The organism is Pseudomonas sp. AE27 (assembly GCF_037113495.1).
GTDB classification, from domain to species: Bacteria; Pseudomonadota; Gammaproteobacteria; order Pseudomonadales; family Pseudomonadaceae; genus Aquipseudomonas; species Aquipseudomonas palmensis.
This window is the reverse complement of the sequence record NZ_CP146966.1, coordinates 1,320,321-1,342,011: the sequence shown is the minus strand read 5'-3', so window position 1 is coordinate 1,342,011 and position 21,691 is coordinate 1,320,321. Positions and strand designations below refer to the sequence as shown.

Annotated in this window: 19 protein-coding genes; 8 read left to right on the top strand and 11 right to left on the bottom strand. The window is 66.7% G+C overall.

The genetic code is table 11. The annotated features are described in order from the left end of the window. Nucleotides 1-86: 86 nt before the first annotated feature. From V9K84_RS06275 to gnd, 3 genes are read right to left on the bottom strand one after another with little or no spacing between them, the layout of a single operon-like run. Nucleotides 87-1,886 (bottom strand): glycoside hydrolase family 15 protein, encoded by a 1,800-nt coding sequence (locus tag V9K84_RS06275; protein WP_054915454.1) that lies wholly within the window; start codon nt 1,884-1,886, stop codon nt 87-89. A 10-nt stretch (nt 1,887-1,896) separates the two neighbouring features. Further along, nucleotides 1,897-3,396, bottom strand: a complete 1,500-nt coding sequence (gene zwf, locus V9K84_RS06270; RefSeq protein WP_054915455.1) for a glucose-6-phosphate dehydrogenase — start codon at nt 3,394-3,396, stop codon at nt 1,897-1,899. Continuing rightward, nucleotides 3,393-4,373: a phosphogluconate dehydrogenase (NAD(+)-dependent, decarboxylating) gene (gnd, locus tag V9K84_RS06265; protein WP_043862637.1), complete on the bottom strand. Its 981-nt coding sequence runs from the start codon at nt 4,371-4,373 to the stop codon at nt 3,393-3,395. Before gnd ends, zwf begins: the two co-directional genes overlap by 4 nt. Nucleotides 4,374-4,570: 197 nt before the next feature. On the opposite strand from gnd, the gene V9K84_RS06260 reads away from it, so the two are divergent. Further along, nucleotides 4,571-4,741, top strand: coding sequence for a DUF6026 family protein (locus tag V9K84_RS06260; protein WP_221181553.1), 171 nt, complete (start codon nt 4,571-4,573; stop codon nt 4,739-4,741). Here the strand turns inward: V9K84_RS06260 and V9K84_RS06255 are convergent. Further along, complete coding sequence (locus tag V9K84_RS06255; RefSeq protein ID WP_088515427.1) at nt 4,738-5,346, bottom strand: LysE family translocator; 609 nt, start codon at nt 5,344-5,346, stop codon at nt 4,738-4,740. The genes V9K84_RS06260 and V9K84_RS06255 overlap by 4 nt on opposite strands. A 120-nt stretch (nt 5,347-5,466) precedes the next feature. On the opposite strand from V9K84_RS06255, the gene V9K84_RS06250 reads away from it, so the two are divergent. After that, complete coding sequence (locus tag V9K84_RS06250) at nt 5,467-6,378, top strand: LysR family transcriptional regulator (protein ID WP_088515428.1); 912 nt, start codon at nt 5,467-5,469, stop codon at nt 6,376-6,378. Between the two features lie 39 nt (nt 6,379-6,417). Here V9K84_RS06250 and V9K84_RS06245 read toward each other — a convergent pair whose 3' ends face one another. The 4 genes from V9K84_RS06245 to V9K84_RS06230 all read right to left on the bottom strand — a co-directional run bounded on the left by V9K84_RS06245 (nt 6,418) and on the right by V9K84_RS06230 (nt 12,881). After that, a complete protein-coding gene (locus V9K84_RS06245; protein ID WP_088515429.1) occupies nt 6,418-8,640 on the bottom strand; it encodes a TonB-dependent receptor in 2,223 nt (740 codons plus the stop codon). A gap of 240 nt (nt 8,641-8,880) precedes the next feature. Next, on the bottom strand, nt 8,881-11,319 hold the full coding sequence (locus V9K84_RS06240; RefSeq protein WP_088515466.1) for a TonB-dependent siderophore receptor: 2,439 nt from the start codon (nt 11,317-11,319) through the stop codon (nt 8,881-8,883). A gap of 84 nt (nt 11,320-11,403) precedes the next feature. Then, nucleotides 11,404-12,378 (bottom strand): FecR domain-containing protein, encoded by a 975-nt coding sequence (locus tag V9K84_RS06235; RefSeq protein ID WP_338794321.1) that lies wholly within the window; start codon nt 12,376-12,378, stop codon nt 11,404-11,406. Continuing rightward, the gene (locus V9K84_RS06230) at nt 12,375-12,881 is read right to left on the bottom strand and encodes a sigma-70 family RNA polymerase sigma factor (RefSeq protein WP_088515467.1); all 507 of its coding nucleotides are present in this window, start codon (nt 12,879-12,881) and stop codon (nt 12,375-12,377) included. Before V9K84_RS06230 ends, V9K84_RS06235 begins: the two co-directional genes overlap by 4 nt. Before the next feature lie 132 nt (nt 12,882-13,013). On the opposite strand from V9K84_RS06230, the gene V9K84_RS06225 reads away from it, so the two are divergent. Continuing rightward, on the top strand, nt 13,014-13,460 hold the full coding sequence (locus V9K84_RS06225; protein WP_043860196.1) for a GNAT family N-acetyltransferase: 447 nt from the start codon (nt 13,014-13,016) through the stop codon (nt 13,458-13,460). A gap of 79 nt (nt 13,461-13,539) precedes the next feature. Here the strand turns inward: V9K84_RS06225 and V9K84_RS06220 are convergent, their stop codons facing one another. From V9K84_RS06220 to V9K84_RS06210, 3 genes are all read right to left on the bottom strand, one after another. Next, nucleotides 13,540-14,091 carry a DUF4174 domain-containing protein gene (locus V9K84_RS06220; RefSeq protein ID WP_043860195.1) on the bottom strand — a complete coding sequence of 184 codons (552 nt, stop codon included), beginning with the start codon at nt 14,089-14,091 and terminating at the stop codon, nt 13,540-13,542. Nucleotides 14,092-14,334: 243 nt separating this feature from the next. After that, the gene (locus tag V9K84_RS06215; protein ID WP_088515431.1) at nt 14,335-16,695 is read right to left on the bottom strand and encodes a DNA polymerase II; all 2,361 of its coding nucleotides are present in this window, start codon (nt 16,693-16,695) and stop codon (nt 14,335-14,337) included. A 54-nt stretch (nt 16,696-16,749) separates the two neighbouring features. Then, nucleotides 16,750-17,964, bottom strand: a complete 1,215-nt coding sequence (locus V9K84_RS06210) for an MFS transporter (RefSeq protein WP_088515432.1) — start codon at nt 17,962-17,964, stop codon at nt 16,750-16,752. A gap of 117 nt (nt 17,965-18,081) precedes the next feature. On the opposite strand from V9K84_RS06210, the gene V9K84_RS06205 reads away from it, so the two are divergent. The 5 genes from V9K84_RS06205 (at nt 18,082) to V9K84_RS06185 (ending at nt 21,687) form a co-directional block, all read left to right on the top strand. After that, the gene (locus V9K84_RS06205) at nt 18,082-19,035 is read left to right on the top strand and encodes a LysR family transcriptional regulator (protein WP_078480214.1); all 954 of its coding nucleotides are present in this window, start codon (nt 18,082-18,084) and stop codon (nt 19,033-19,035) included. Nucleotides 19,036-19,071: 36 nt separating this feature from the next. Continuing rightward, a complete protein-coding gene (locus tag V9K84_RS06200) occupies nt 19,072-19,758 on the top strand; it encodes a hypothetical protein (RefSeq protein ID WP_043860192.1) in 687 nt (228 codons plus the stop codon). An 83-nt stretch (nt 19,759-19,841) separates the two neighbouring features. Continuing rightward, the gene (locus V9K84_RS06195) at nt 19,842-20,540 is read left to right on the top strand and encodes an AzlC family ABC transporter permease (RefSeq protein ID WP_058541146.1); all 699 of its coding nucleotides are present in this window, start codon (nt 19,842-19,844) and stop codon (nt 20,538-20,540) included. Then, on the top strand, nt 20,537-20,860 hold the full coding sequence (locus V9K84_RS06190) for an AzlD domain-containing protein (RefSeq protein ID WP_054916070.1): 324 nt from the start codon (nt 20,537-20,539) through the stop codon (nt 20,858-20,860). Before V9K84_RS06195 ends, V9K84_RS06190 begins: the two co-directional genes overlap by 4 nt. Then, on the top strand, nt 20,857-21,687 hold the full coding sequence (locus tag V9K84_RS06185; RefSeq protein ID WP_054916071.1) for an AraC family transcriptional regulator: 831 nt from the start codon (nt 20,857-20,859) through the stop codon (nt 21,685-21,687). Before V9K84_RS06190 ends, V9K84_RS06185 begins: the two co-directional genes overlap by 4 nt. Nucleotides 21,688-21,691 lie beyond the last annotated feature (4 nt).

Here is a 21,691-nt window from a genome sequence, read left to right as displayed (position 1 = left end):
AGACCGTAGGCGGCGCTTGTGCCAAAGGCTGGGCTGTTGCTCCTGCACTGCAGGAGCCGACCTTGCCGGCGAAGCGGCCACCGCAGTCACCCGCAGCGGGCCCTGTCGCGCACCGGACACTGCGCCCGGTGCAGGTTCAACGCCGTGTTGATGATGCCGATATGGCTGAAGGCCTGCGGGAAATTGCCCAGCATGCGGCCACCTTGCGGGTCGTACTGCTCGGCCAGCAGCCCCACATCGTTGCACAGCCCGCACAGGCGCTCGAACAACGCCTGGGCCTCTTGCTGACGCCCCAGCAGCACGTACACGTCCGCCAGCCAGAACGAGCACACCAGAAACGTACCCTCCCCCGGCGCCAGCCCATCGCAGCCGCTGTCGCTGTCGTAGCGGCGCACCAGCCCGTCATGCAGCAGGCGCTTCTCGATCTGCGCCAGGGTTGCCAGAAACCTCGGGTCGTCGGCTGGCAGAAAACCGGTCAGGGCAATCTGCAGCAGGCTCGCGTCCATCTCCTGCGAGCCATAGGCCTGCACAAAACAGCCCAGCTGCGCATCGACGCCCTGCTCGCACACCTGGCGATGGATCTGCGCGGCCACCTCGCGGTAGTGCGCAGCCTGGGCTTTGCCCTCCTCGGTCGGCTCGCTCAGGCTGGCCGCCCGATCGAACGCCACCCAGGCCATCACCTTGGAGTGGGTGAAATGCTGCTGCGGCCCGCGCACCTCCCAGATGCCCTCGTCGGGCTGGCGCCAGATGGTCTCCAGGTACGGCATGATCACCCGCCCGATCGCCGCACTGCGCGGCAAGCGCGGCAGGCCGCCACGCATCGCCTGACACAGCGCATCGGCCACCTCGCCATAGATGTCCAGCTGGTGCTGCACCGCCGCGGCATTGCCCACCCGCACCGGCTGCGAACCGGCATAGCCGGCCAGCCAGGGCAGCTCGTACTCCGGCAGCCGGCGCTCGCCGGCCAGGCCGTACATGATCTGCATCTGCTCGGGGTTGCCCGCCACCGAGCGCAGCAGCCATTCGCGCCAGGCCTGGGCCTCCTCGAAGTAACCCAGGTTCATGAACGCCAGCAAGGTCATGGTGGCATCGCGCAGCCAGCAGTAGCGGTAATCCCAGTTGCGCTCGCCACCCAGGTGCTCCGGCAGCGAGGTGGTGGCCGCGGCCACGATGCCGCCGGTGGGTGCATAGGTCAGCGCCTTGAGGGTGATCAGCGAGCGCTTGACCCGCGCCGTGTGCTCGCCCACCTGCGGGCAGCGCGCAGCAAACTCGCGCCACTTGTGCGCGGTGTCCAGCAGCGCCTGCTCCGGCTCGAAGGCCGGCTGCAACGGCAGGTGCGATGGCTGGTGGCTCAGGCTGAAGGTGTGGCGCTGCCCGGCCTTCACGCTGAAGCGGCTGCCGGTATGGTGATCGCGTGCGTGGGTGCTTACCGTGCTGCGCAGGGTCAGGCGGTCCGGCCCGGCCACGGCGGTCAGGGTCAGCGGGTCGAGCTTCTCGACCCAGGGCACGCTGCTGCCATAGTCGAAGCGCATCACCAGGTCCATGTCGAAGGCCACCTCGCCCTCCAGCCCCTCGACGATGCGCAGCACGCTGTGGTGCGCGTCGTCCAGCGGCATGCAGTCGATCAGCCGCGCACGGCCGCTGGCAGTGACGAAGGTGGTGTGCAGGATCAAGGTGTCCTGCTGGTACTCGCGGGTTACCTCCAGTGGTGCTTCGCGCGGCGCGATCTGCCAGCGCCCGTTTTCTTCGTCGCCCAGCAGCGCGGCAAAGCAGGCCGGCGAGTCGAAGCGTGGAAAGCACAGCCAGTCCAGCGAGCCGTCCCGGCCCACCAGTGCTGCGCTGCGGCAATTGCCCAGTAGTGCGTAGTCTTCGATGGCGCCCGTCATGAACCTCCCGTCAACCAATGCTGTGCCAGACCCGCCGATCGCGGGCCAGCAGTTCGTCGGCCGCCTGCGGCCCGTCTTCCCCGGCCGCATACGGCTGCACCTCGCCGCCCTGCGCCCAGGCGTCCAGGAACGGCTGCACCGCACGCCAACCGTTCTCGATGTTGTCGGCACGCTGGAACAGCGTCTGGTCGCCCGTCAGGCAGTCGTAGATCAGGGTCTCGTAGCCCGTGGAGGGCTGCATCTTGAAGAAGTCCTTGTAGGCAAAACCCAGCTCGACGTTCTCCATGGCCAGGGTCGGCCCCGGCCGCTTGGCCTGCAGGTCGAACCACATGCCCTCGTTGGGCTGGATCTGGATCTTCAGGTAGTTGGGCTTGGGCCGCTCGGCATCGCTGTCGCGAAACTGCGCATAGGGCGCCGGCTTGAAGCAGATGGCGATCTCGGTGTCACGCACGCTCATGCGCTTGCCGGTGCGCAGGTAGAACGGCACGCCCACCCAGCGCCAGTTGTCGATCATCACCTTGAGCGCCACGTAGGTTTCGGTCTGGCTGTCGGGGTCTACACGAGGCTCTTCGCGGTAACCGGCCAGCTTCTTGCGCCCCTGCTTGCCGGCGGTGTACTGCCCGCGCACCGAGTTCTTCAGGGCCATGGCCTTGGACCACGGGCGAATCGCACCGATCACCTTGGCCTTTTCACTGCGCACCGCGTCCGCGCCAAAGGCGGCGGGCGGCTCCATCGCCACCATCGCCAGCAGCTGGAACAGGTGGTTGGGCACCATGTCGCGCAGTGCCCCGGTGGTGTCGTAGAAGGCGCCACGGGTTTCCACGCCCACCGTCTCGGCAGCGGTGATCTGCACGTGATCGATGTAGTGGTTGTTCCAGAACGCCTCGAACAGGCCGTTGGAAAAACGGCTGACCAGGATGTTCTGTACCGTCTCCTTGCCCAGGTAGTGATCGATGCGGTATATCTGCTTTTCGCTCATCACCTTGAGCAGGCAGGCGTTCAGCGCCTCGGCGCTGGCCAGGTCCGAACCGAAGGGCTTCTCCACCACCACCCGACGAAAGCCGTTGGCCTCGTCCAGCAGCCCGGCCGCCCCCAGTTGCTGCACCACGCCGCTGAAAAAACGCGGCGAGGTGGCCAGGTAGAAGATCGCGTTGCCGGTGCGCCCCTTGTCGATGCGCTCGGCGATGGCCTGGTAGGTGGAGGGCTCCATGAAGTCGCCGGTGAGGTAGCCGATGCCCTTGGCCAGGCGCTTCCACAGCTTGTCGTCCAGGCACCGGGTGGCACCCTCGCCCTGGTCGCGTTCACGCATGAAGGTTTCCAGGCGCTCGGCGAATTCGCCGTCGGTGGCCGGGTTGTGGTCGACCCCGACGATGCGCATGCCTTTGTCCAGCAGGCCGTCGCGGTGCAGGTTGTACAGCGCCGGCATCAGCAGGCGTTTGACCAGGTCGCCATTGGCGCCAAACAGGAACAGGGTACAGGCTGGTGCCGCTTCGACGTCGTGTTCACTCATTCGGGCTTCTCGACATGGCCACCAAAACCGAAGCGCATCGCCGACAGCAGCTTGTCACCGTAGGTGCCCTGCTGCTGGCGTGAACGAAAGCGCGCGAACAGTGCGCTGGACAACACCGGTACCGGCACCGCCTGCTCCACCGCCGCATCGATGGTCCAGCGCCCTTCGCCGCTGTCGGACACCGAGCCGCTGTAGCTGCCCAGCTGCGGGTCGGCCACCAGTGCATCGGCGGTCAGGTCCAGCAGCCACGAGGTGACCACGCTGCCGCGGCGCCACACCTCGGCGATTTCGGGCAGGTTGAGGTCGAAGCGCTGGTCGGCCGGCAGGCTCTCGCTGGCCTTGGTCTTGAGAATGTCGAAGCCCTCGGCATAGGCCTGCATCAGGCCGTACTCGATGCCGTTGTGGATCATCTTGACGAAATGCCCGGCGCCGGGTGGCCCGGCATGGATATAGCCCTTTTCGGCGCGCTCGCTGGGGCCGGTACGGCCACGGGTACGTGGAATGTCGCCCTCACCCGGTGCCAGGGTGGCGAACAGCGGCTCGAGGCGTTCGAAAATCGCCTGCTCGCCGCCGATCATCATGCAGTAGCCGCGCTCAAGGCCCCACACGCCACCGGAGGTGCCGACGTCCACGTAGTGCAACTGGCGCTCGGCCAGGTGCTGGGCGCGGCGGATGTCGTCCTTGTAGAAGGTATTGCCGCCGTCGATGATCACATCGTCCGCTTCCAGCAGGTCGGCCAGTTGCGCGATGGTCTGCTCGGTGGCCTCGCCCGCCGGCAGCATCACCCAGACCGCGCGCGGCGCGTCCAGTTGCTGCACCAGTGCGGCCAGGTCGGCGGCGCCTGTGGCGCCCTCGGCCACCAGCGTATCGATGGCGGGCGCGTTGCGGTCATGCACCACGGTATGGTGCCCCTCGCGCATCAGGCGCCTTGCAATATTGCCGCCCATGCGGCCCAGCCCCACGATTCCCAGTTGCATGTGCCGATGCTCCGTAAAGTGTAGAAAGCCTGCTCAGGCCTTCAAGGTTAGTCCAGGCAGGCCCGGGTTGGTTTCATCGACCAACGGCACGACAGCGATAAACAAAAAAGTTCCCATGACAGGAAAAAGAATTCAGAATCGCGGCCGATCGAGCGTCTACGCTCAAACCATGTACCAAACCAATTGCGAGGTGTGCAATGGGAACCTTGATGTCAGCGAGCCCACCCCAGACCCTTTACGTGAGCGTGCGCCGCGACGAACTGCGCCGCCTCAAGGAAGAACGCGACCAGTTGCAGCGTCAGGTGGCGCAGCTGAGCCTGCTGTTGCAACAGGCCCAGGGCAGCGACAAGGCTGTGGTCACTCTCTAGGCGGCCAGCAGCGCCCTCGCCGAATACACAGCGCCGGCCACCGCCACCAGCAACAGCACCAGCCCCGACAGCCGGGCCACCAGCGCCCGGTGCCGCTGCGCCAGGGCGCCGCGCATCAGCGCGATGTACAGCGCCAGCACCCCCAGGTCGACCACCAGCCACAACGCCGCCAGCACCCCGATGCTGGTGCCGAACGAGGCCGTGACGTGGATGAACTGCGGGAAGAACGCCACGAAGAACAGAATGTCCTTGGGGTTGGCGATACCCACCGCAAAGCCGTGCCACCAGCCACTTGCCCTGGGCGGCGGCGCATCCTCCACGGCTGACGCACGCAGCGCCCCCAGCCCCAGCCAGGCCATGAACACGCACCCCACCAGCGCCACCGCATTGAGAACCACCGGGCTGAGTGCCAGGCTGCCGGCCAGGATCAGCGCAGCGGCGGCCACCAGCACCAGGGAGGCGGCATTGGCCCCCAACGCCGTGCGTATGGCCGCCCCGGTGCCCGAACGCCCGCTGGTGCCGACCACCAGCGCCACCACCGGCCCAGGGGTGGCGATCAGAATGAGTACAGTGCCCAGGTAGGCTAACAGCAGCGTGGTGTTCAAAAGAGGCTCCTTTGTCGTCAATGCAGGTCAGGCGCAGAGTGTGCGCAGCTGCAAGGCCCTTGAAAAACGCAAAATGCTCTGCCCTACTACGACAAATACTCATCATGGACTGCCCCTGGCATGGTTGAACGTCTGCCCCCGTTGTATGCACTGCGCGCCTTTGAAGTGGCGGCGCGCACCTGTTCGTTCACCCGCGCCGGGGAAGAGCTGGCGCTGACCCAGAGCGCCATCAGCCGCCATATCCGCACCCTGGAGGCCCAGTTCGGTTGCCGCCTGTTCGAGCGCCACGGCCCGCGCCTGCGCCTCACCGACGCCGGGCGGCGTCTGGCCGAGCAACTGGGGGCGGGCTTTGCCCTGATCGAACAGGCCTGCCAGCCGTTTCGCAGCGCTTCGCGCCACCTGCGCCTGAAGGCGCCCTCCACCCTGACCATGCGCTGGCTGCTGGGCTGCATCCAGCGTTACCCCCAGGCCGACACCGTGCAACTGGCAAGCGTGTGGATGGACGTCGACAGCGTGGATTTTGCCAGCGAGCCCTACGACTGCGCGGTGCTGCTGGGCAATGGGCAGTTCGGTGGGCAGGTCGAGGTGTGCAAGCTGTTCGATGAGCGATTGATCCCGATCTGTGCGCCGGGGTTGCTGGGGGATGGCGTGTGGGATGCGCAGCGGCTGGCCGGGGTGGCGTTGCTGCACCCGTCCAATGACCGGCGGGACTGGCAGCGCTGGCTGCGCGGGGCGGGCCTGCTCGAGCAGGTCGACCTGCAGCGCGGCACGCTGTTCGATACGCTGGAGCAAGGGATTGCGGCGGCCATGGCCGGGCATGGCGTGTCGATCGGCGACCTGGCGCTGGTGAGCGACGATGTCCGCGCCGGGCGACTGGCGTTGCCGTTTGAGCAGGCGGTGGCAACGGGAGATGCCTACTACCTGGTGTGGCCGGTGGGCAGTGCGTGGCGCGAGAGCATCGAGCGATTGCGGGTGTACCTGCTGGCCTCTTCGCCGGCAAGGCCGGCTCCTACAGACGGCGCAACCTTGTAGGAGCCGGCCTTGCCGGCGATGAGGCCCGCAAGCCCGACCTCAGAACCGCGTCGTGGCACTCACCCCGAACGTCCTGCGATCCCCCCGCGCATCCCACGCCACATCGAACGGCAGCGGCACGCTGTCGGTCTTGTACTGCTTGTCGGTGAGGTTGTTCACGTAGGCGGTGAAGTCCAGGTCATACTGCCCGCCCACATGGTACGTGGCGCTGGCATTGCCCAGTGTGTAGCCACCCTGCGACACGCTGTGGTCGGCCTGCGCGGTGGGCAGAAAGAAGATCCGGCTCTGGTAGCGCCAGTCGGTGCCCAGGGTGATGTCGTCGCCGTTCTCCAGCGCAATGCGATAACTGCCCCCCACCGCCAGCGTGCGCGACGGCGAACGTGCAATGCGGTTGCCCGAGTAGTCCACACCCCCCGATTCGAAGTCCTGCAACTCGGTGTGCAGCAGCCCCAGCGAGCCATGCAGTTCCAGGTTGGCCAAGGGCAGCGCCTGCAACTCGAACTCCGCACCGCGTATCACGCCCTGGCCGCTGTTGGTCAGCAGCGACACCACCTGCCCGTTGCGCACCGACACCGCGTTCACCTGGATGTCCGAATAGTCGTAGTAGAACACGTTGGCATTGGCGATCAGGCGCTCCTCGAACCACTCGCTCTTGACCCCCAGTTCGTAGGCGTCGACGTTCTCCGGCGCCACCACCGAGGCCTCGGCCTGCACCTGCGCCCCGCCGCTGAAGCCGCCGGAACGAAAGCCCTTGGCATAACGCAAGTACACCCGCGCGTTGTCGTTGAGCTGGTATTCGGGGGTGAAATCGTAGGTCAGCTTGTTCCAGGTGCGTTTCTCGTCCTGCACCACCGTGGTCACCAGCGGCCCGCTGTAATGCTTCCACCAGTCGTTGCGGCTGCTGAAGTCGACACTGGCAGCATCCGGCGCGGCCACCCGGCGCAGGTCGATGTCCTTGGTTTCGCGGGTCCAGCGCAGGCCGGCGGTGAAGCTCAGGTCGTCGGTAGCCTGCCAGGTGCTGCTGCCGAACAGCGCGAAGCTGTCGGTCTTCTGGTCGATGTCGGTACGCCCGAAGTCGGCCACGCCGAAGGCCTGGTTGTAGGCTTCGGGGAACAGCGCATTGCTGTTGTGGCTGTCGAGCTGTTCGTGGAACAGGTGGGTGCCGACGATCCAGCTCACCGGCTGGTTCTTCGCCGACGACAGGCGCAGCTCCTGCGACACCTGCTTCCAGCGGTCGTCGTTATAGCCACGGCCGAACTCGTAGATGCTCATGTTCGGGCTCTGGGCCTTTTCGTGCACGTCGTCGAAGGCGGTGATCGAGTCCAGCTGCAGCTCGCCCAGGTCCCACTTGAGCGCCAGTTGCAGGCCGTTGTGCTCGATGCGGTCATCGGCCTTGCCGGTGAAGGCGACCTTGTCGGAGGCAGGCTTGGGCGCGGGCCCGAACAGCGTGCTGCCGCCCGGCCCGGCACCCCAGGCGCGGGCCACGATACCTTGCCCCTTGTAGTCACGGGCGTGCAGTTGCAGGGTGGCCTGCAGGTCGTCGTTGACCTGGGCCAGCAGTTGCAGGCGCAGGGCCTGGTCGTGGATGTCGCCGGCAGTGTGGCCATCGACCTCGTTCTTGAGCTGGCCGTCGCTGCTCTGGTCGATGAACGCCACCCGCGCGGCCAGGCGGTCTTTTACCAGGGTATCGCCGTAGGCGCCTTCGTACAGGCGCGAATTGTAGTTGCCCAGGTCGAGCTTGAAGTAGCCGTTGGCGCCGTCTTCGAAGCTTGGCTTGCGCGACACGAAGTTGATCGCGCCACCGGTGGTGTTCTTGCCCCACAGCGTGCCTTGCGGGCCGCGCAGCACCTCGACGCGCTCCATGTCGTAGAGCGGGAAGCCGGTGGCCACGTGCGGGTCGATGTACACGTCATCGGTATAGATGCCCACCGGGTACACGGTGGTCGAGGCCATGTCGCCCGAGCCCATGCCGCGGATGTACCAGCGCGGGCGCTGGTGCCCGGCGAACTCGGGGGCGATGGCGTTGGGCACGTTCTGCAGGGCCTTGCCGGCACTGAAGCCGCCGCCGCTGCGGTCGATCTGGCGGTCACTGACCACCGAGATCGCCGAGGGTACGTCCTGTACCGATTCTTCGCGCTTCTGCGCGGTCACGGTGACGGTGGGCAAGGCGTCGGCGGGCGGTGCGGCGGCCAGGGCAGCGGCGCCGTGCAACGTGGCGGCAATGGCCAGGGCAAGGGGTAGATAGGCGGTAGGGGCAGGCATGGCGGGGGTTCCGATGAGTCAGGGTAAGCGGACTATCGCAAGCGGCGTGCCAATGCTTTATGTAGTTGAATTCTATGAATTTTATGGATTATTCGAACAGCGGCTGCTGACCAGGCAACAGTGTGGCAGCAGCGGGTTGTGTGCTGGGCATCAGGGCTGCTGCACAGCCCATCGAGGGTCAAGCCCGCTCCCAAAGTGATCACCGCCACCCTGCAAGAGCGGGCTTGACCCGCGAAGCTTTTACCAGTCGTAGGTCAACTCAAGCGCCGCCGTACGCTCCTGACCGTAATAGCAGCCAAACGCATACACGCACGTCGACACATACTCCCGGTCGAACAGATTCTGCACGTTCAGGCTCGCCTGCAGGCCTTTCAACCCCAGCTGCGCCAGGTCGTAGTTGATCGTTGCGTCATACACCACGAACGACGGTGTCTTGAAGGTGTTCGCCGAGTCCCCGTAGTTCTTGCCGGTGTACCTGGCCCCTGCCCCTACTGTCAGCCCGGCCAGGCTGTCGTCGAAATGCCAGGCCACCCAGCTGCTGGCCGACCACGGTGCCTGCGCCGCGTTGCGGTTGCCCTCGTCGCCGTCGGCGCTCTTGGTGCGGAACGAATCCAGGTACGACAGCGCCAGCAGCAGGTCCACCTGCCCCACGCTGCTCTTGGCCTCCAGTTCGATACCGCGCGAGCGGATCTCGCCATCCTGGGTCTGGTACATCGGGTCGTCGCGGTCGGTGGTCAGCACGTTCTTCTGCTTGATCTGGTACACCGACGCCGTGATCAGGGTGTTGTCCTGCGGCTGGTACTTGACCCCCACTTCATACTGCTCGCCCTCGATCGGCTTGAACGAACTGGCACCACGCGCCGGTGAGCTCTTGCCCACCGACGGCATGAACGATTCGGCATAGCTCACATAGGGCGCCAGGCCGAACTCGGTGACGTAGGTCAGGCCCACTCGCTTGGTGAACTTCTTGTCCTTCTGCGGCACCTTGCGCTCTGCCGGGCTTTGCGCCAGCAGGTCGCGGTTCTCGACCTCGGCCCAGTCCTGGCGCCCGCCCAGGGTCAAGATGAAGCGGTCGAAGCGGATCTGGTCCTGCACGTACAGGCCGGTCTGCTTCACCGTGTTGTCCCACTTGGTGGTCAGGGTCGGCACGCCGTCGGTGTGGTAGTTGGTGGGGTCGTACAGGTCGATGATCTCGGCGTTGTAGAGGTTGTAGCCCTGGTAGCGACGGGTGAACTTGCGGTAGTCCACGCCGCCCAGCAGGGTGTGCTCCAGCGCCCCGGTGCTGAACGTGCCCTCCAGGTTGTTATCGATGCTGTAGGTGGTGTTGTGCTGGCGCCAGTCCAGCTTGGTGCGGGTGGCGCGGGTATCGTCGACCACGCCGTTGGCATCGGTGACGAAGCGGTTCAGGTAGAAGCCGCGGTAGCGATCGTTGACGTCGATGTAGCGTGCACTCTGACGAAACTTCAGGTTGTCGTTGAACACGTGCGCCAGGTCGTAGCCGAACACCTGCTGGTCGCGGGTGTAGGCGTTCCAGTCGCTGTCGCCCAGGAACACGTCGCGGTCGATATGCTGGCCGCGGCTGTTGCGATACAGCGTGCCGATGACCGGCAGCGCCTGATAGTCCGCCGCGCCCTTGTCGCGCTGGATCTGTGCGTAGGCGGTGAACTCGGTCTGCTCGTTTGGCGCCCAGGTCAGGCTCGGTGCGATCAACGTGCGCGACTCGTCGGCATGCTCGACCTGCTCGTTGCCGCTCTTGGCCAGGCCCACCAGGCGATAGCTCAGGGTCTTGTCGGCGTCCAGCGCACCGCCCACGTCGAAGGCACCCTTGACCCGGTCATAGCTGCCATAGCTGAGCTTGACCTGATGATGGTCCTCGGTGCCCGGGCGCTTGGACACCAGGTTGATCATGCCGCCCGGCTGGTTCTGGCCGTACAGCACCGAAGCCGGGCCCTTGAGCACTTCGATGCGTTCAAGCAGGTAGGGGTCGATCTGCGGCGCGCCGCCCAGGCTGCCGGCATACGGCAGGTAGGCGCCATCCAGGTACAGTAGGGTCGGCGCAAAGCCGCGGCTGCCGATCTCGTCGGCGATGGTGTTGCGGTCGGTGTAGCCGTTGGTACTCAGCCCCGGCGTATAGCGCAACGCCTGGGTCAGGTTGCGCGCGCCCTGGGTCTGCACCTGGGCGGCGGTGACCACGTTGACTGCCTGGGGGATTTCGAGGATCGGCGTGTCGGTCTTGGTGGCCGTGGCGCTGCGGGTGGCCACGTAACCTTCCACCGGGCCGCGCGCGTCTTCCAGGCTGCGGCCATCGATGGCGGTGGGCGCCAGGTTGAGCGCGGCGCCATCGCTCAACGGGTACAGGCTCCAGGTGCCGCCGCGGGTGCTGCCCAGCCCCAGGCCAGTGCCGGTCAGCGCCTGGCGCGCGGCCTGTTCGGCAGTGAAATTACCGCGTACCGCAGCGGCACGCTTGCCCTCCAGCAGCGCCGGGCTTACCGACAGGGTGTGCCCGCCTTCGCGAGAGATACGACTGAGCGTCTCGCCCAGCGGCCCGGCCGGCAGGTCGAAATGGTGCACGGCACTGCTGGCCGCGATGGCGTTGTCGGCCTGCGCAGGCATCGTCGACAGCGGGCCAAGGGCGATGGCCAGGGCCAGCAGCCCTGGGCGGAAAGTCATGTGTGACATGGTGGCAAGGTGCTCGTTGTAGGTTGGCATTCAACGAGCAAGACCGACGAAAACGCCAACCCCCTCACACCGGGTGCAAAAAAATCAGCGCGCCTCTATTCGGGTCAGCCAGCCGCCGTACTGTTCCAGGCGAATCGGCAAGGTCTCGGCCAATGCGTGCAGGGTGGCATCGCTGTCATCCAGGCTGAACACCCCGAACACCCGCACCTGCGCCGCCTGCGGGCTTATGCGCAGCAGCCCCGGACGATAGCGGCGCAGCACTTCGACCACCTCGCCCAAGGGCTCGTCGTGTACCACCAGTTGCCCGTTCTGCCAGTCGGCGCGGCTGCGCAGCGACACTGCTTCGGGGTGGATACCCTGCGCATCGAAACGCGCCGCCTGGCCCTGTTCGACAACGCTGCTGGCGCCCCCACGGGTGGTCAGTCGCACGCTGTGCTGCTGCACTGCCACCAGGCTGTGGTCACGGCTCTGGCGCACCAGGAACTGCGTACCCAAGGCACGCGCCTCGCCGTGCGCCGTGGCAATCACGAAGGGCCTCGCGGCATCGGCCGCCACCCTTACCAGCACCTCACCTTCACGTATCAGCACACGGCGCTGCGCAGCGTCGAAGCGAATGTCCACGGCGCTGCGCGCGTTGAGCAACAGTTCGCTGCCATCGGCCAGGGTCACGCGCTTGCGCTCACCCGTGGCACTGTGCAGATCGGCAAACAGGCCTTCGAGCGGTGTCAGACGGTTGGCGATGCCGCCTGCACCCAGCCCCAGCAGCAGCATCGCCAGGCCGCCACCCAGCACCTTGCGCCGGCCGTGCACGGGCGCCGCCAGCAAGCTGCGACTGGCGGCCTGGCGCTGGCCGGGGCTGCGCGCCTCGGCTTCTTCGAGGCTGGCCAGCGGCTGGCTGAGCAGTGCATTGACCCGCTGCCAGGCGTGGCGGTTGGCCGGGCTGGCCGACAGCCAGGCTTCGAAGGCCTGATGCCGCGCATCGCCGGGCGGTACCGATTCCAGCCGCAGCAACCAGTCGACCGCCGCCTGGGTGGCCGAATCCACCTTGGGCACGCTCATGGGCCCACCACGCTCAGGCAATGCACAAAGGCGCGGCGCAGGTCGCGCTCCACCGTCGCCAGCGACACGCCCAGTTGCTCGGCTATTGCCGGCTGCGACAGGCCTTCCAGACGATGCAGCACGAACGCCTGGCGCACCCGCAGCGGCAGGCCCGCCAGCAGACGGTCGATGCTCTCGATGGCCTCGCGCACCAGGGCCAGGTCTTCTTCAGAGGGGATGAAGCTGTCGGGCAGCAGAGCCAGCTGCTCCAGGTAGGCGCGCTCCAGGCTGCGGCGGCGCCACAGGTTACGCAGCAGATGGCGCGCCACGGTGGCCAGGAAGGCCCGCGGCTGCTCCAGCTGTGGCAACTGCTGCGAGCCCAGAGCGCGCACGAACGTGTCCTGGGTCAGGTCGGCGGCATCCTGCGGGCAGTGCAACTGGCGATACAGCCAGCCGCGCAGCCAGCGGTAGTTGTCGCTATAGAGCGCGGTGAACAGGGCGTTGGGGTCTGAAGGCGTGGGCACGCTGGGCAAATCCGACACGAATGGTAATTTGTCTCATTATCATGTTGATGTTTTGCCGTGAAAGCAATGCTGCCCTGCGACAACGCCTTGATTTAAGGTAGGCGCTTGCTGCCACCCACCAGGAGCCTGCCGATGATCCGCCCCGCCACCGCCCACGACGTTGCACCTGTACAGGCACTGATCGAGGCTGCCTATGCGCTGTACATTCCACGCATCGGTGCCAGGCCGGGGCCGATGCTGGAGGATTACGCCGCGCTGATCGCCCAGGGTCGGGTCGAGGTATTCGAAGAGCAGGGTCAGGTGCTCGGTGTGCTGGTGCTGATCGCCCAGGCCGATGGCCTGTTGCTCGACAATGTCGCGGTAAGCCCGGCCGCTCAGGGCCGCGGGCTGGGGCGACAACTGATGGCGCATGCCGAAGCGCGGGCCCGGCAGTTGGGGCTGGAGGTGGTGCGGCTGTACACCAATGAAGCGATGAGCGAAAACCTGGGGCTGTATGAGCGGCTGGGTTATCGCGAAACCCACAGGGCCGAGCAGGCGGGGTTTCGGCGGGTGTTCATGGAAAAGCGGCTGGGCGACTGAAGTGCCTGGCCGGCAAGGCCGACGCCTACAGGCGTAGCGCTGAACCTGTAGGCGCCGGCCTTGCCGGCGAAGGGGTGTCTCAGTCTTCCAGCGGCTTGGGCGGCGCAGCCGGCTTGGCGGGCTTGGCCGGTTTGGCATGCTTGCCCGGCTTGCCCTCTGGCGCAGGCTCGGCGGCGGGCGCTGCGACCGTCGGCGCCACAATGGCCTTTTCGCTGGCCGGCAACTGGTCGACCGCCGCGAAGATCTGCTCCGGCTCCACCGTGCCGTCATGCTCGATGATGTGCTTCTCGCCGTCCTTGCCCACCAGTACCACCTGGGTGCCCTTGCGCGCGCCCAGGCTGAGTTCGCGAATCAGCGCCATGGTGGTCTGCTGCTCGAGGTTCTTGTCGTCACGCTTGCCGACCATGCCCGCCACACTGTAGAGCACCAGGTTGCGCTCCTCGAACTTGCTCTTGGTCGCCGGGTCCTTGAGGGCCTCGTTCAAGGTGCGCAAGGTGGGGTCGGCGGTGCTGGGGGCAATCACGATCAGGGGTCTGGACTTGCCCAGGTCAACGGCCAGGGGCGCGTCATCGGCGAGCAGCGGGCTGGCGACTGCCAGCAGAGTGGCGAAGGTCAGTGACCGAACAAGCATGTGCATCTCCTTCTTGTTTCCATGCACCAAAGACTACAGATCAAAGCGAAAGATCCGAGCGAGCCTAAACGACTGCCCGCGTATGTGGACGTTTACAAAAGTAACTTTCGGTTTCAAGGGTAGCTGTGCATGTGCAGAGGATAGCTGAAGGTCAGGGATGTGTCGGGCCACTGGCCCCTTCGCCGGCCAGGCCGGCTCCTGCAGGTTCGCTCAATGGTGGTGTGCAGGGGCGCAACAGCCCCATCAGAACAACCCCATCTGCCGATCGATCAGGGTGCTGAAGTCATCCCCCACAAACGGCAGTATCGCATCGGCCACCGGCTGCAGTTGCCGGGTCAGGTAATGCTCGTAGTCGATGCCGTTGCGCCGGTTTTCCAAAGGCTCGGGCCCGGCCAGGGTCATCACGTAGCTGATCCACCCGCCATTCTGGTACTGGCGTGGCCGCCCCTGGCTGTCGTTGAACTCGTCGGCCATGCGCGCCGCCCGCACATGCGGCGGCACGTTGCGCTGGTAGTCGTCCAGGGGCCGGCGCAGGCGCTTGCGGTAGACCAGCTGATCGTCCAGCTCGCCGGCCAGGGTGCGCTGCACGTAGTCCTTCACATAGGCCTGGTGCGGCCTGCGCTCGAAAATGCGCTGGTACAGCTCCTGCTGAAAGTGCTGGGCCAGCGGCGACCAGTCGGTACGCACGGCCTCCAGGCCCTTGTAGACCATCTCGTCGGGCCCGCCCTCGCGGTGTACCAGGCCCGCATAGCGCTTCTTGCTGCCCTCCTCGGCACCGCGGATGGTGGGCATCAGAAAGCGCTTGTAGTGGGTTTCGTACTGCAGCTCCAGCGCACTGTCCAGGCCGTACTCATCGCGCAGGTGCTCGCGCCACCACTGGTTGACCTGCTGCACCAGGGCACGCCCGATCTCCCCGGCCTGCGCCTCGTCATGGGCCCGCTTGAGCCACACGAAGGTCGAGTCGGTATCGCCGTAGATCACCGTGTAGCCCTGGGCCTCGATCAACTCGCGGGTGCGGCGCATGATCGCGTGCCCGCGCATTGTGATCGACGACGCCAGGCGCGGGTCGAAAAAGCGGCAGCCACTGGAACCAAGCACCCCGTAGAAGGCGTTCATGATGATCTTCAGCGCCTGCGACAGCGGCGCATTGTGTTCGCGCTTGGCCTGCTCGCGGCCCTGCCACACCCGCTCGACGATGGCCGGCAGGCAATGCCGGGTGCGCGAGAAGCGTGCGCCGCGAAAACCCGGCACCGAGTGTTCGTCATCCGGCTCGCGCAGGCCCTCGACCAGGCCGATGGGGTCGATCAGGAAGGTGCGGATGATCGACGGGTACAGGCTCTTGTAGTCCAGCACCAGCACCGACTCGTACAGGCCGGGGCGCGAATCCATCACGAAGCCGCCGGGGCTGGCCTCGTCCGGGCGCCCGCCCAGGCTTGGGGCGACGAAGCCCTGGCGGTGCATCAGCGGTATGTACAGGTGACAGAACGCCGCCACCGAACCGCCGCTGCGGTCGGCCGGCAGGCCGGTGACCGTGGCGCGTTCGAGCAGAAAGGTCAGCAGCTCGGTCCTGGCGAAGATGCGCGTGACCAGCTCGCAGTCCTTGAGGTTGTAGCGCGCCAGGGCCGGCTTGTCCTCGGCGAACATGCGGTTGATTTCGTCCATGCGCTGGTACGGCGTATCGATGGCCTTGCCTTCGCCGAGCAGGGTCTGGGCGACGTTCTCCAGGCTGAACGAGGGGAAGCTCCAGGTCGCCGACCGCAGCGCCTCGATGCCGTCGATGATCAGGCGCCCGGCAGCGGCGGCAAAAAAGTGCGTGCGGCTGCCGTGCTCGCGCCATTCCATCACCTCGCCGCCGCGCCCCAGGCGCAGCGGCACCTGCAACTGCTGGGCATGGGCGTGCAGCACGCGCAGGTCGAACTGCACCAGGTTCCAGCCGATGATCGCGTCGGGGTCGTGCCGGGCCATCCAGTCGTTCAGGCGCTCCAGCAGCTGGGCACGGCTGGCGCAGTACTCCAGGTCGAAGTCCACGCCACTGGCGTCGCCGTTGGCCGGGCCGAGCATGTACACCTGGCGCTGGCCACAACCTTCCAGGGCAATCGAGTACAGCTCGCCGCGCTCGGTGGTCTCGATGTCCAGCGACACCAGGCGCAGGTTCGGCCGGTAGTCCGGGGCCGGCTTGAGCTGGGCGTCGAGCAGCAGGCCGTCGGCATCGGGGCGGCCGCTGAACGTCACCGGGGCAGTGATGAAGCGCTCCATCAGGTAGCGCTCGGGCGGGCGGATGTCGGCTTCCAGCAGGTCGACGCCCGCGGCGCGCAGGCGTTTTTCCAGCTGCATCAGCTGGCGATGCTGGCGGCAGTACAGGCCCAGCACCGGTCGGTGGCGGAAGTCGCACAGCGCCAGCTCGCGCAGCTCGACGTCGCGTTCGGTGCGCAGCACCGCATCGACATGGGCACGCTGGGTGGCGGCGACGAACGCCACCGACGTCTGCACGGGCAGGCGCAACTGGCGCGGGCCCTGGTCGGTCGCCAGCCAGAACTCCACGCATGTGCCCTCTGGCGTATCCCGCCAGTGCCGGGTCAGGACAAAGCCCTGTTGAACCTCCACCGCTGCAACCTCGTACCCCTGTCAATGCGCCGATTCTACCTGATAGTGCCGGGCTTACCCGGCATTGCGCCGCCCCAGCGGAAAACCGTGCCGGTGCGAACGCAGGGTCAGGGTCAACGCCAGCCCCACCAGCGCCAGCAGCAGCCACGGGAAACTCTGCACGCCCCAGTGGCTCAGCAGCACGCCGCCCACCAGCCCGGCCACGGCGATGGCCAGGTTCCACACGGTGACGATCATCGACTGCGCCACGTCCGCGCCCTCGCCCGCCGCATCGGCACTGGCGGTCTGCAGCAGGGTGCCGGCGCCGCCGAAGCTCAGGCCCCACAGCGCCACACTGAAGTACACCAGCAGCGGCGCACCGGTAGCCAGGCCCAGCAGCACCGACGCCACGCCGAAACCGACCAGGCTGCCCAGCACCAGCCGGCGCAGGTGGCGATCGATCAGCGCGCCCACCACGCCAATCCCCACCAGCGCGGCGCAGCCGAACAGCAGCAGTACCGGGCCGGTGCTGCCGGCCATGCCGCCGGCCTGCAGAAACGGCACGATGTAGGTGTACAGCACGTTGTGCGCCAGCACCCAGGTGAAGATCACCGCCAGCACCGCGCTCACCCCGGGGGTGGCCAGCACCTGGCCGATGGCGGCACGCCTGCCGGCCGGCAGGCCGTCGAAGTCCGGCACGCTGAGCAGCACCCAGCCCATCAGCACCAGGGTCGCCAGCGACACCAGCACGAAGGTGCTGCGCCAGCCAAGCAGGTCGCCCAGCCAGGTGCCCGCCGGCACTCCCAGCGACAGCGCCAGGGGCGCGCCGATCATGGCCACCGCCATCGCCCGGCCCTGCTGGCTCACGCTGACCATGCGCCGTGCGTACCCGGCGATCACGCCCCACGCCAGGCCGGCCGCCACCCCGCACATGAAGCGCGCCGCCAGGGTCAGGCTGTAGTGCTCGGACACCGCCGTCACCGTGTTGAACACCCCGAAGCCGAGCACCGCCAGCATCAGCACACTGCGTCGGCGCCAGCCCTGGGTCAGGGTCACCAGCGGGATCGCCGCCAGCAGCGAGCCCAGCGCATAGGCCGTGACCAGTTGCCCGGCCATCGCCCCGCTGACCTGCAGGCCGCTGGCGATGTGCCCCAGCAGGCCGGCCGGCAGGGTCTCGGTGAGAATCGCGATGAAGCCGGCCATCGACAACGCCAGCAGGCCGGACAACGGGAACGCCGGTTCGGCCTCCACCCCTGCTGCGGCCTGGGCCGGGCAACTGCTCTGGGACATGGTGCAAACTCCTGAAATAAAAAAGTGACTGCACGGTAATCCTTCCCGCCACTGCGGAAAAAGACGGGTAGAATTCCGCACAATCCGGACACACCTGTCCGCAATCGGAGAACGACCATGGACAGCCTCAGCGGCTTCGTGGTGTTTGTGAAAGTGGCCGAAACCCGCAGTTTCGTGGCCGCCGGCAAGGCCCTGGGGGTCAGCGCCTCGGCGGTGGGCAAGCGCGTGGCGCGGCTGGAGAGCCGGCTGGCGGTACGCCTGTTCCACCGCAGCACCCGCAGCATCACCCTCACTGCCGAGGGCGCGCTGTTTCTGGAGCGCAGCCGGCGCATCCTGGCCGAAATCGAAGCCACCGAAGCCGAGCTGTCCCAGGCCAGCCAGGCCCCGCGCGGCAAGCTGCGGGTGAGCCTGCCCCAGGTCAGCAGCATGATCGTGCCGCTGCTCAGCGACTTCATCGGGCAGTACCCGCAGATCGAACTGGACCTGGACTTCAGCGACCGCATGGTGGATATCGTCGGCGAAGGTTTCGACGTGGTACTGCGCGCCGGCGAACCCTCCGATTCGCGTCTCAATGCCCGCCGCCTGGGCGACTTCCGGCATGTGCTGGTGGGCTCGCCGGCCTACTTCGCCGAGCACGGCACACCGCGCCATCCCCGCGAGCTGGCCCGTCACGCCGGGCTGCACTACCGCTTCCTGACCACCGGCAAACTCCAGCGCTGGCCACTGCGCCGCGCCGACAACGGCGCCGACCACGAGGTGCCGGTGTCGATGGTGTGCAACCACCTGGAAACACGCATCTGCTTTGCCATGCGCGGCCACGGTATCGCCTGCCTGCCGGACTTCACCATCACCCAGCAACTGGAACGCGGCGAACTGGTGACGGTACTGGATGAACACCTGGACCACGGCGGTTGTCTGTACCTGTTGTGGCCATCGGGGCGACAGATGTCGCCCAAGCTGCGGGTATTCATCGACTTCATGGAGCAACGGCTGTTTGCCCCGGTGCCGCCAACCGCTAGAATGCCGACCCAGGAGCCCCACCCAACCATGGATAGCCGGATACCGACATGACCAGCGCTGCCCTTTTTTCGCGGATGGAACGTTAACGTGTTTTCTGCCTGTCGCTACATCAGCCTGCTCTGTCTGCTGCCCGCCCTGGCCCTGGCCGACGAGGTGCGCATCGATCCCCACGCCGACCTGCTGTACCGCCAGGCCCTGCCGTTTCTGGAGCAGGCCGATGCACGCAGCCGTGCCCTGCCACTGACCCCCGAACCCGGCGACCAGGAGCTGATCGGCGAGGTCGAGGCGCTGGGGCGCATCCTGGAACCGGCGGTGGCGCTGCTGCGCAAGGCGGCCGAACTCGACCACCCGGTAGCGCAGTACCGCCTGGCGCTGTTCTACATCACCTACCTGCCGCAGAACGACATCGCCAGGTCCGCCTGCCCGCTGCTCGAAGCCAGCATTCGCCAGGGCTTCGCCCCGGCCGCCCTGGGCATCACCACCTGGTGCCCGGCCTTCAGCGACAGCGCCGACTACCGCCAGGCGCTGGAACGCATACCGCTGAACAACACCCTGTACGCCCCCTATTACCCGCAGCCGGCGGTGCGCCTGGAATGCAATCGCCAGCAGCCCCAGGGGCTGAACATGCAGTGGGGGCGCCAGCGTGACTTCCAGGCCGAGGTCTACCGCCTGCTGGGCACCATCGACCCGGGCCAGCGCCTTACCTACTACCAGAAGGCCGTCGACATCAACGGCTGCCTGCCGGCGCAGCGACGCCTCACCAGCCAGCGCTGAAGTACGCGGGCACCGCAAGATCGTACAAGGCAAGCGCCCACGGCTCTGGCATCCTGTGCAACCGACCCCAAGCGTGTGTTGTCATGTCCCGTTCTGCCGTTGCCCGCACTGCCTACATCCAAGGCGCGATCGCCTGCCTGCCGCTGTCGCTGGCGGTGGCCCCCTGGGGGCTGCTGGCCGGTTCCATGGCCATAGAGGCCAACCTCACCCCGCTCGAAGGCCAGGGCCTGTCGGCCATCGTGTTCGCCGGCGCCGCGCAACTGGTGGCCATCGGCATGCTCAAGGGCGGCGCCAACCTGTTCTCGATCCTGCTCACCACCCTGCTGCTGACCTCCCAGCACCTGCTGTACGGCCTGTCGATGCGCCCGGTGATCGCCGACCTGCCGCTGCGCTGGCGGCTGGGCCTGGGCTTTCTGCTGACCGACGAATTCTTCGCCCTCACCAGCCAGTACGACCGCCAGCAGTTCAACCGCTGGTACGCGCTGGGCGTGGGCCTGACCTTCTACATTGCCTGGAACCTGTTCACCCTGGCCGGCATCGTGCTGGGGCGCAACATCCCGCACCTGGACCAGCTGGGCCTGGACTTCTCCATCGTCGCCACCTTCGTGGCGCTGATCGCGCCGCTGGTACGCAACCTGGCCACCGTGGTGTGCGTGGCCGTGGCCCTGTTCAGCTCGGTGCTGTTCAGCTACTGGCACTGGGAAACCGCGCTGGTGCTGGCCGGGCTGCTGGGCATGAGCGCAGGCTTCATCTGCCAGAAACTGACCGGAGCACGCACATGATCATGCTGCTGATCGTTGCCATGGGCCTGCTGGTGTTTCTCAACCGCTACGCCTTTCTCGAACCCCGCCTGCCGTTGCGCCTGAGTTCCAATGCGCGGCAGTTCCTGGGGTTTGCCGTGCCGGGCATGCTCACCGCCATCTGCGGGCCGATCGTGTTCATGCCTGACCACCAGCTCGACCTGAGCCTGGCCAACCCCTACCTGCTGGGGGCGGTCGTGGCCGTCGTGCTGGTGCTGTGGACCCGCAGCGTGCTGCTGAGCATGTTGCTGAGCATGGGGTTGTTCTTCGTGCTGCGCTGGTGGTTGAACGGCGCCCCATGAAAACCGTGCTGCGTGAACAGACCCGCCTGTGGCAGGCCCAGGCGCTGGGCGACATCGAGATGCTGCATGCGCGCTACGTGCAGCAGCGCTTCGCCCCGCATGTGCACGAAGGCTACGTGATCACCATCATCGAGTCCGGTGCACAGCGCTTCTGGCACCGTGGCAGCGAGCACCTGGCGCCCGAGGGCAGCATGGTGCTGATCAACCCGGACGAGCTGCACACCGGTGCCAAGGCGCATGCCCATGGCTGGCGCTACCGTGGCTACTACCCCGAGCAGGAGCGCATCACCTCGGTGCTGGACGAGCTGGAGCTCAAGCGCGGCGGCCTGCCCATCTTCAAGGCCAGCGTGCTGCACGACCCGCAGCTGGCGCGTGCCTTCAGTGGCTTGCACAGCCTGGCCGAGCATGGCGCCAGTGCGCTGGAGCAGCAGACCGCCTGGCGCGAGGCGGTGTTGCTGCTGGTGCAGCGTCATGCCGGGGCGCGCGAGGCGCGTGCACCGGGGCAGGAGCCGCAGTCGGTGGCCAGGGCCAAGGAGCTGATGGAAAGCCGGCTGGCCTACCCGCCGTCGCTGGAGGAGTTGGCGGTTGCGGTGGGCTTGTCGCCGTTTCATTTTGCCCGGGTGTTTCGCCAGGCTACCGGCCTGCCGCCGCATGCCTGGCTCAAGCAGCGCCGGCTGAGCCGTGCGCGGGAACTGCTCAAGGCTGATTGCCTGCCGTTCAACGTTGCGTTTGCGCTGGGGTATTCGGACCAGAGTCATCTGAACCGGCAATTCAAGCAGGCGTACGGCGTGACGCCGGGGGAGTATCGGCGGGCGTGTTCGGTGTGAGGTG

What these genes read in the sequence shown, in the direction of transcription:
- V9K84_RS06205 (WP_078480214.1), top strand. Translation starts at nt 18,082, where the DNA reads ATGGACAGCCTCAGCGGCTTCGTGGTGTTTGTGAAAGTGGCCGAAACC.
- V9K84_RS06245 (WP_088515429.1), bottom strand. Translation starts at nt 8,640, where the DNA reads ATGCCTGCCCCTACCGCCTATCTACCCCTTGCCCTGGCCATTGCCGCC.
- V9K84_RS06250 (WP_088515428.1), top strand. Translation starts at nt 5,467, where the DNA reads ATGGTTGAACGTCTGCCCCCGTTGTATGCACTGCGCGCCTTTGAAGTG.
- V9K84_RS06190 (WP_054916070.1), top strand. Translation starts at nt 20,537, where the DNA reads ATGATCATGCTGCTGATCGTTGCCATGGGCCTGCTGGTGTTTCTCAAC.
- V9K84_RS06225 (WP_043860196.1), top strand. Translation starts at nt 13,014, where the DNA reads ATGATCCGCCCCGCCACCGCCCACGACGTTGCACCTGTACAGGCACTG.
- V9K84_RS06210 (WP_088515432.1), bottom strand. Translation starts at nt 17,964, where the DNA reads ATGTCCCAGAGCAGTTGCCCGGCCCAGGCCGCAGCAGGGGTGGAGGCC.
- V9K84_RS06195 (WP_058541146.1), top strand. Translation starts at nt 19,842, where the DNA reads ATGTCCCGTTCTGCCGTTGCCCGCACTGCCTACATCCAAGGCGCGATC.
- V9K84_RS06235 (WP_338794321.1), bottom strand. Translation starts at nt 12,378, where the DNA reads ATGAGCGTGCCCAAGGTGGATTCGGCCACCCAGGCGGCGGTCGACTGG.
- V9K84_RS06240 (WP_088515466.1), bottom strand. Translation starts at nt 11,319, where the DNA reads ATGTCACACATGACTTTCCGCCCAGGGCTGCTGGCCCTGGCCATCGCC.
- zwf (WP_054915455.1), bottom strand. Translation starts at nt 3,396, where the DNA reads ATGAGTGAACACGACGTCGAAGCGGCACCAGCCTGTACCCTGTTCCTG.
- V9K84_RS06275 (WP_054915454.1), bottom strand. Translation starts at nt 1,886, where the DNA reads ATGACGGGCGCCATCGAAGACTACGCACTACTGGGCAATTGCCGCAGC.
- V9K84_RS06185 (WP_054916071.1), top strand. Translation starts at nt 20,857, where the DNA reads ATGAAAACCGTGCTGCGTGAACAGACCCGCCTGTGGCAGGCCCAGGCG.
- V9K84_RS06220 (WP_043860195.1), bottom strand. Translation starts at nt 14,091, where the DNA reads ATGCTTGTTCGGTCACTGACCTTCGCCACTCTGCTGGCAGTCGCCAGC.
- V9K84_RS06260 (WP_221181553.1), top strand. Translation starts at nt 4,571, where the DNA reads ATGGGAACCTTGATGTCAGCGAGCCCACCCCAGACCCTTTACGTGAGC.
- gnd (WP_043862637.1), bottom strand. Translation starts at nt 4,373, where the DNA reads ATGCAACTGGGAATCGTGGGGCTGGGCCGCATGGGCGGCAATATTGCA.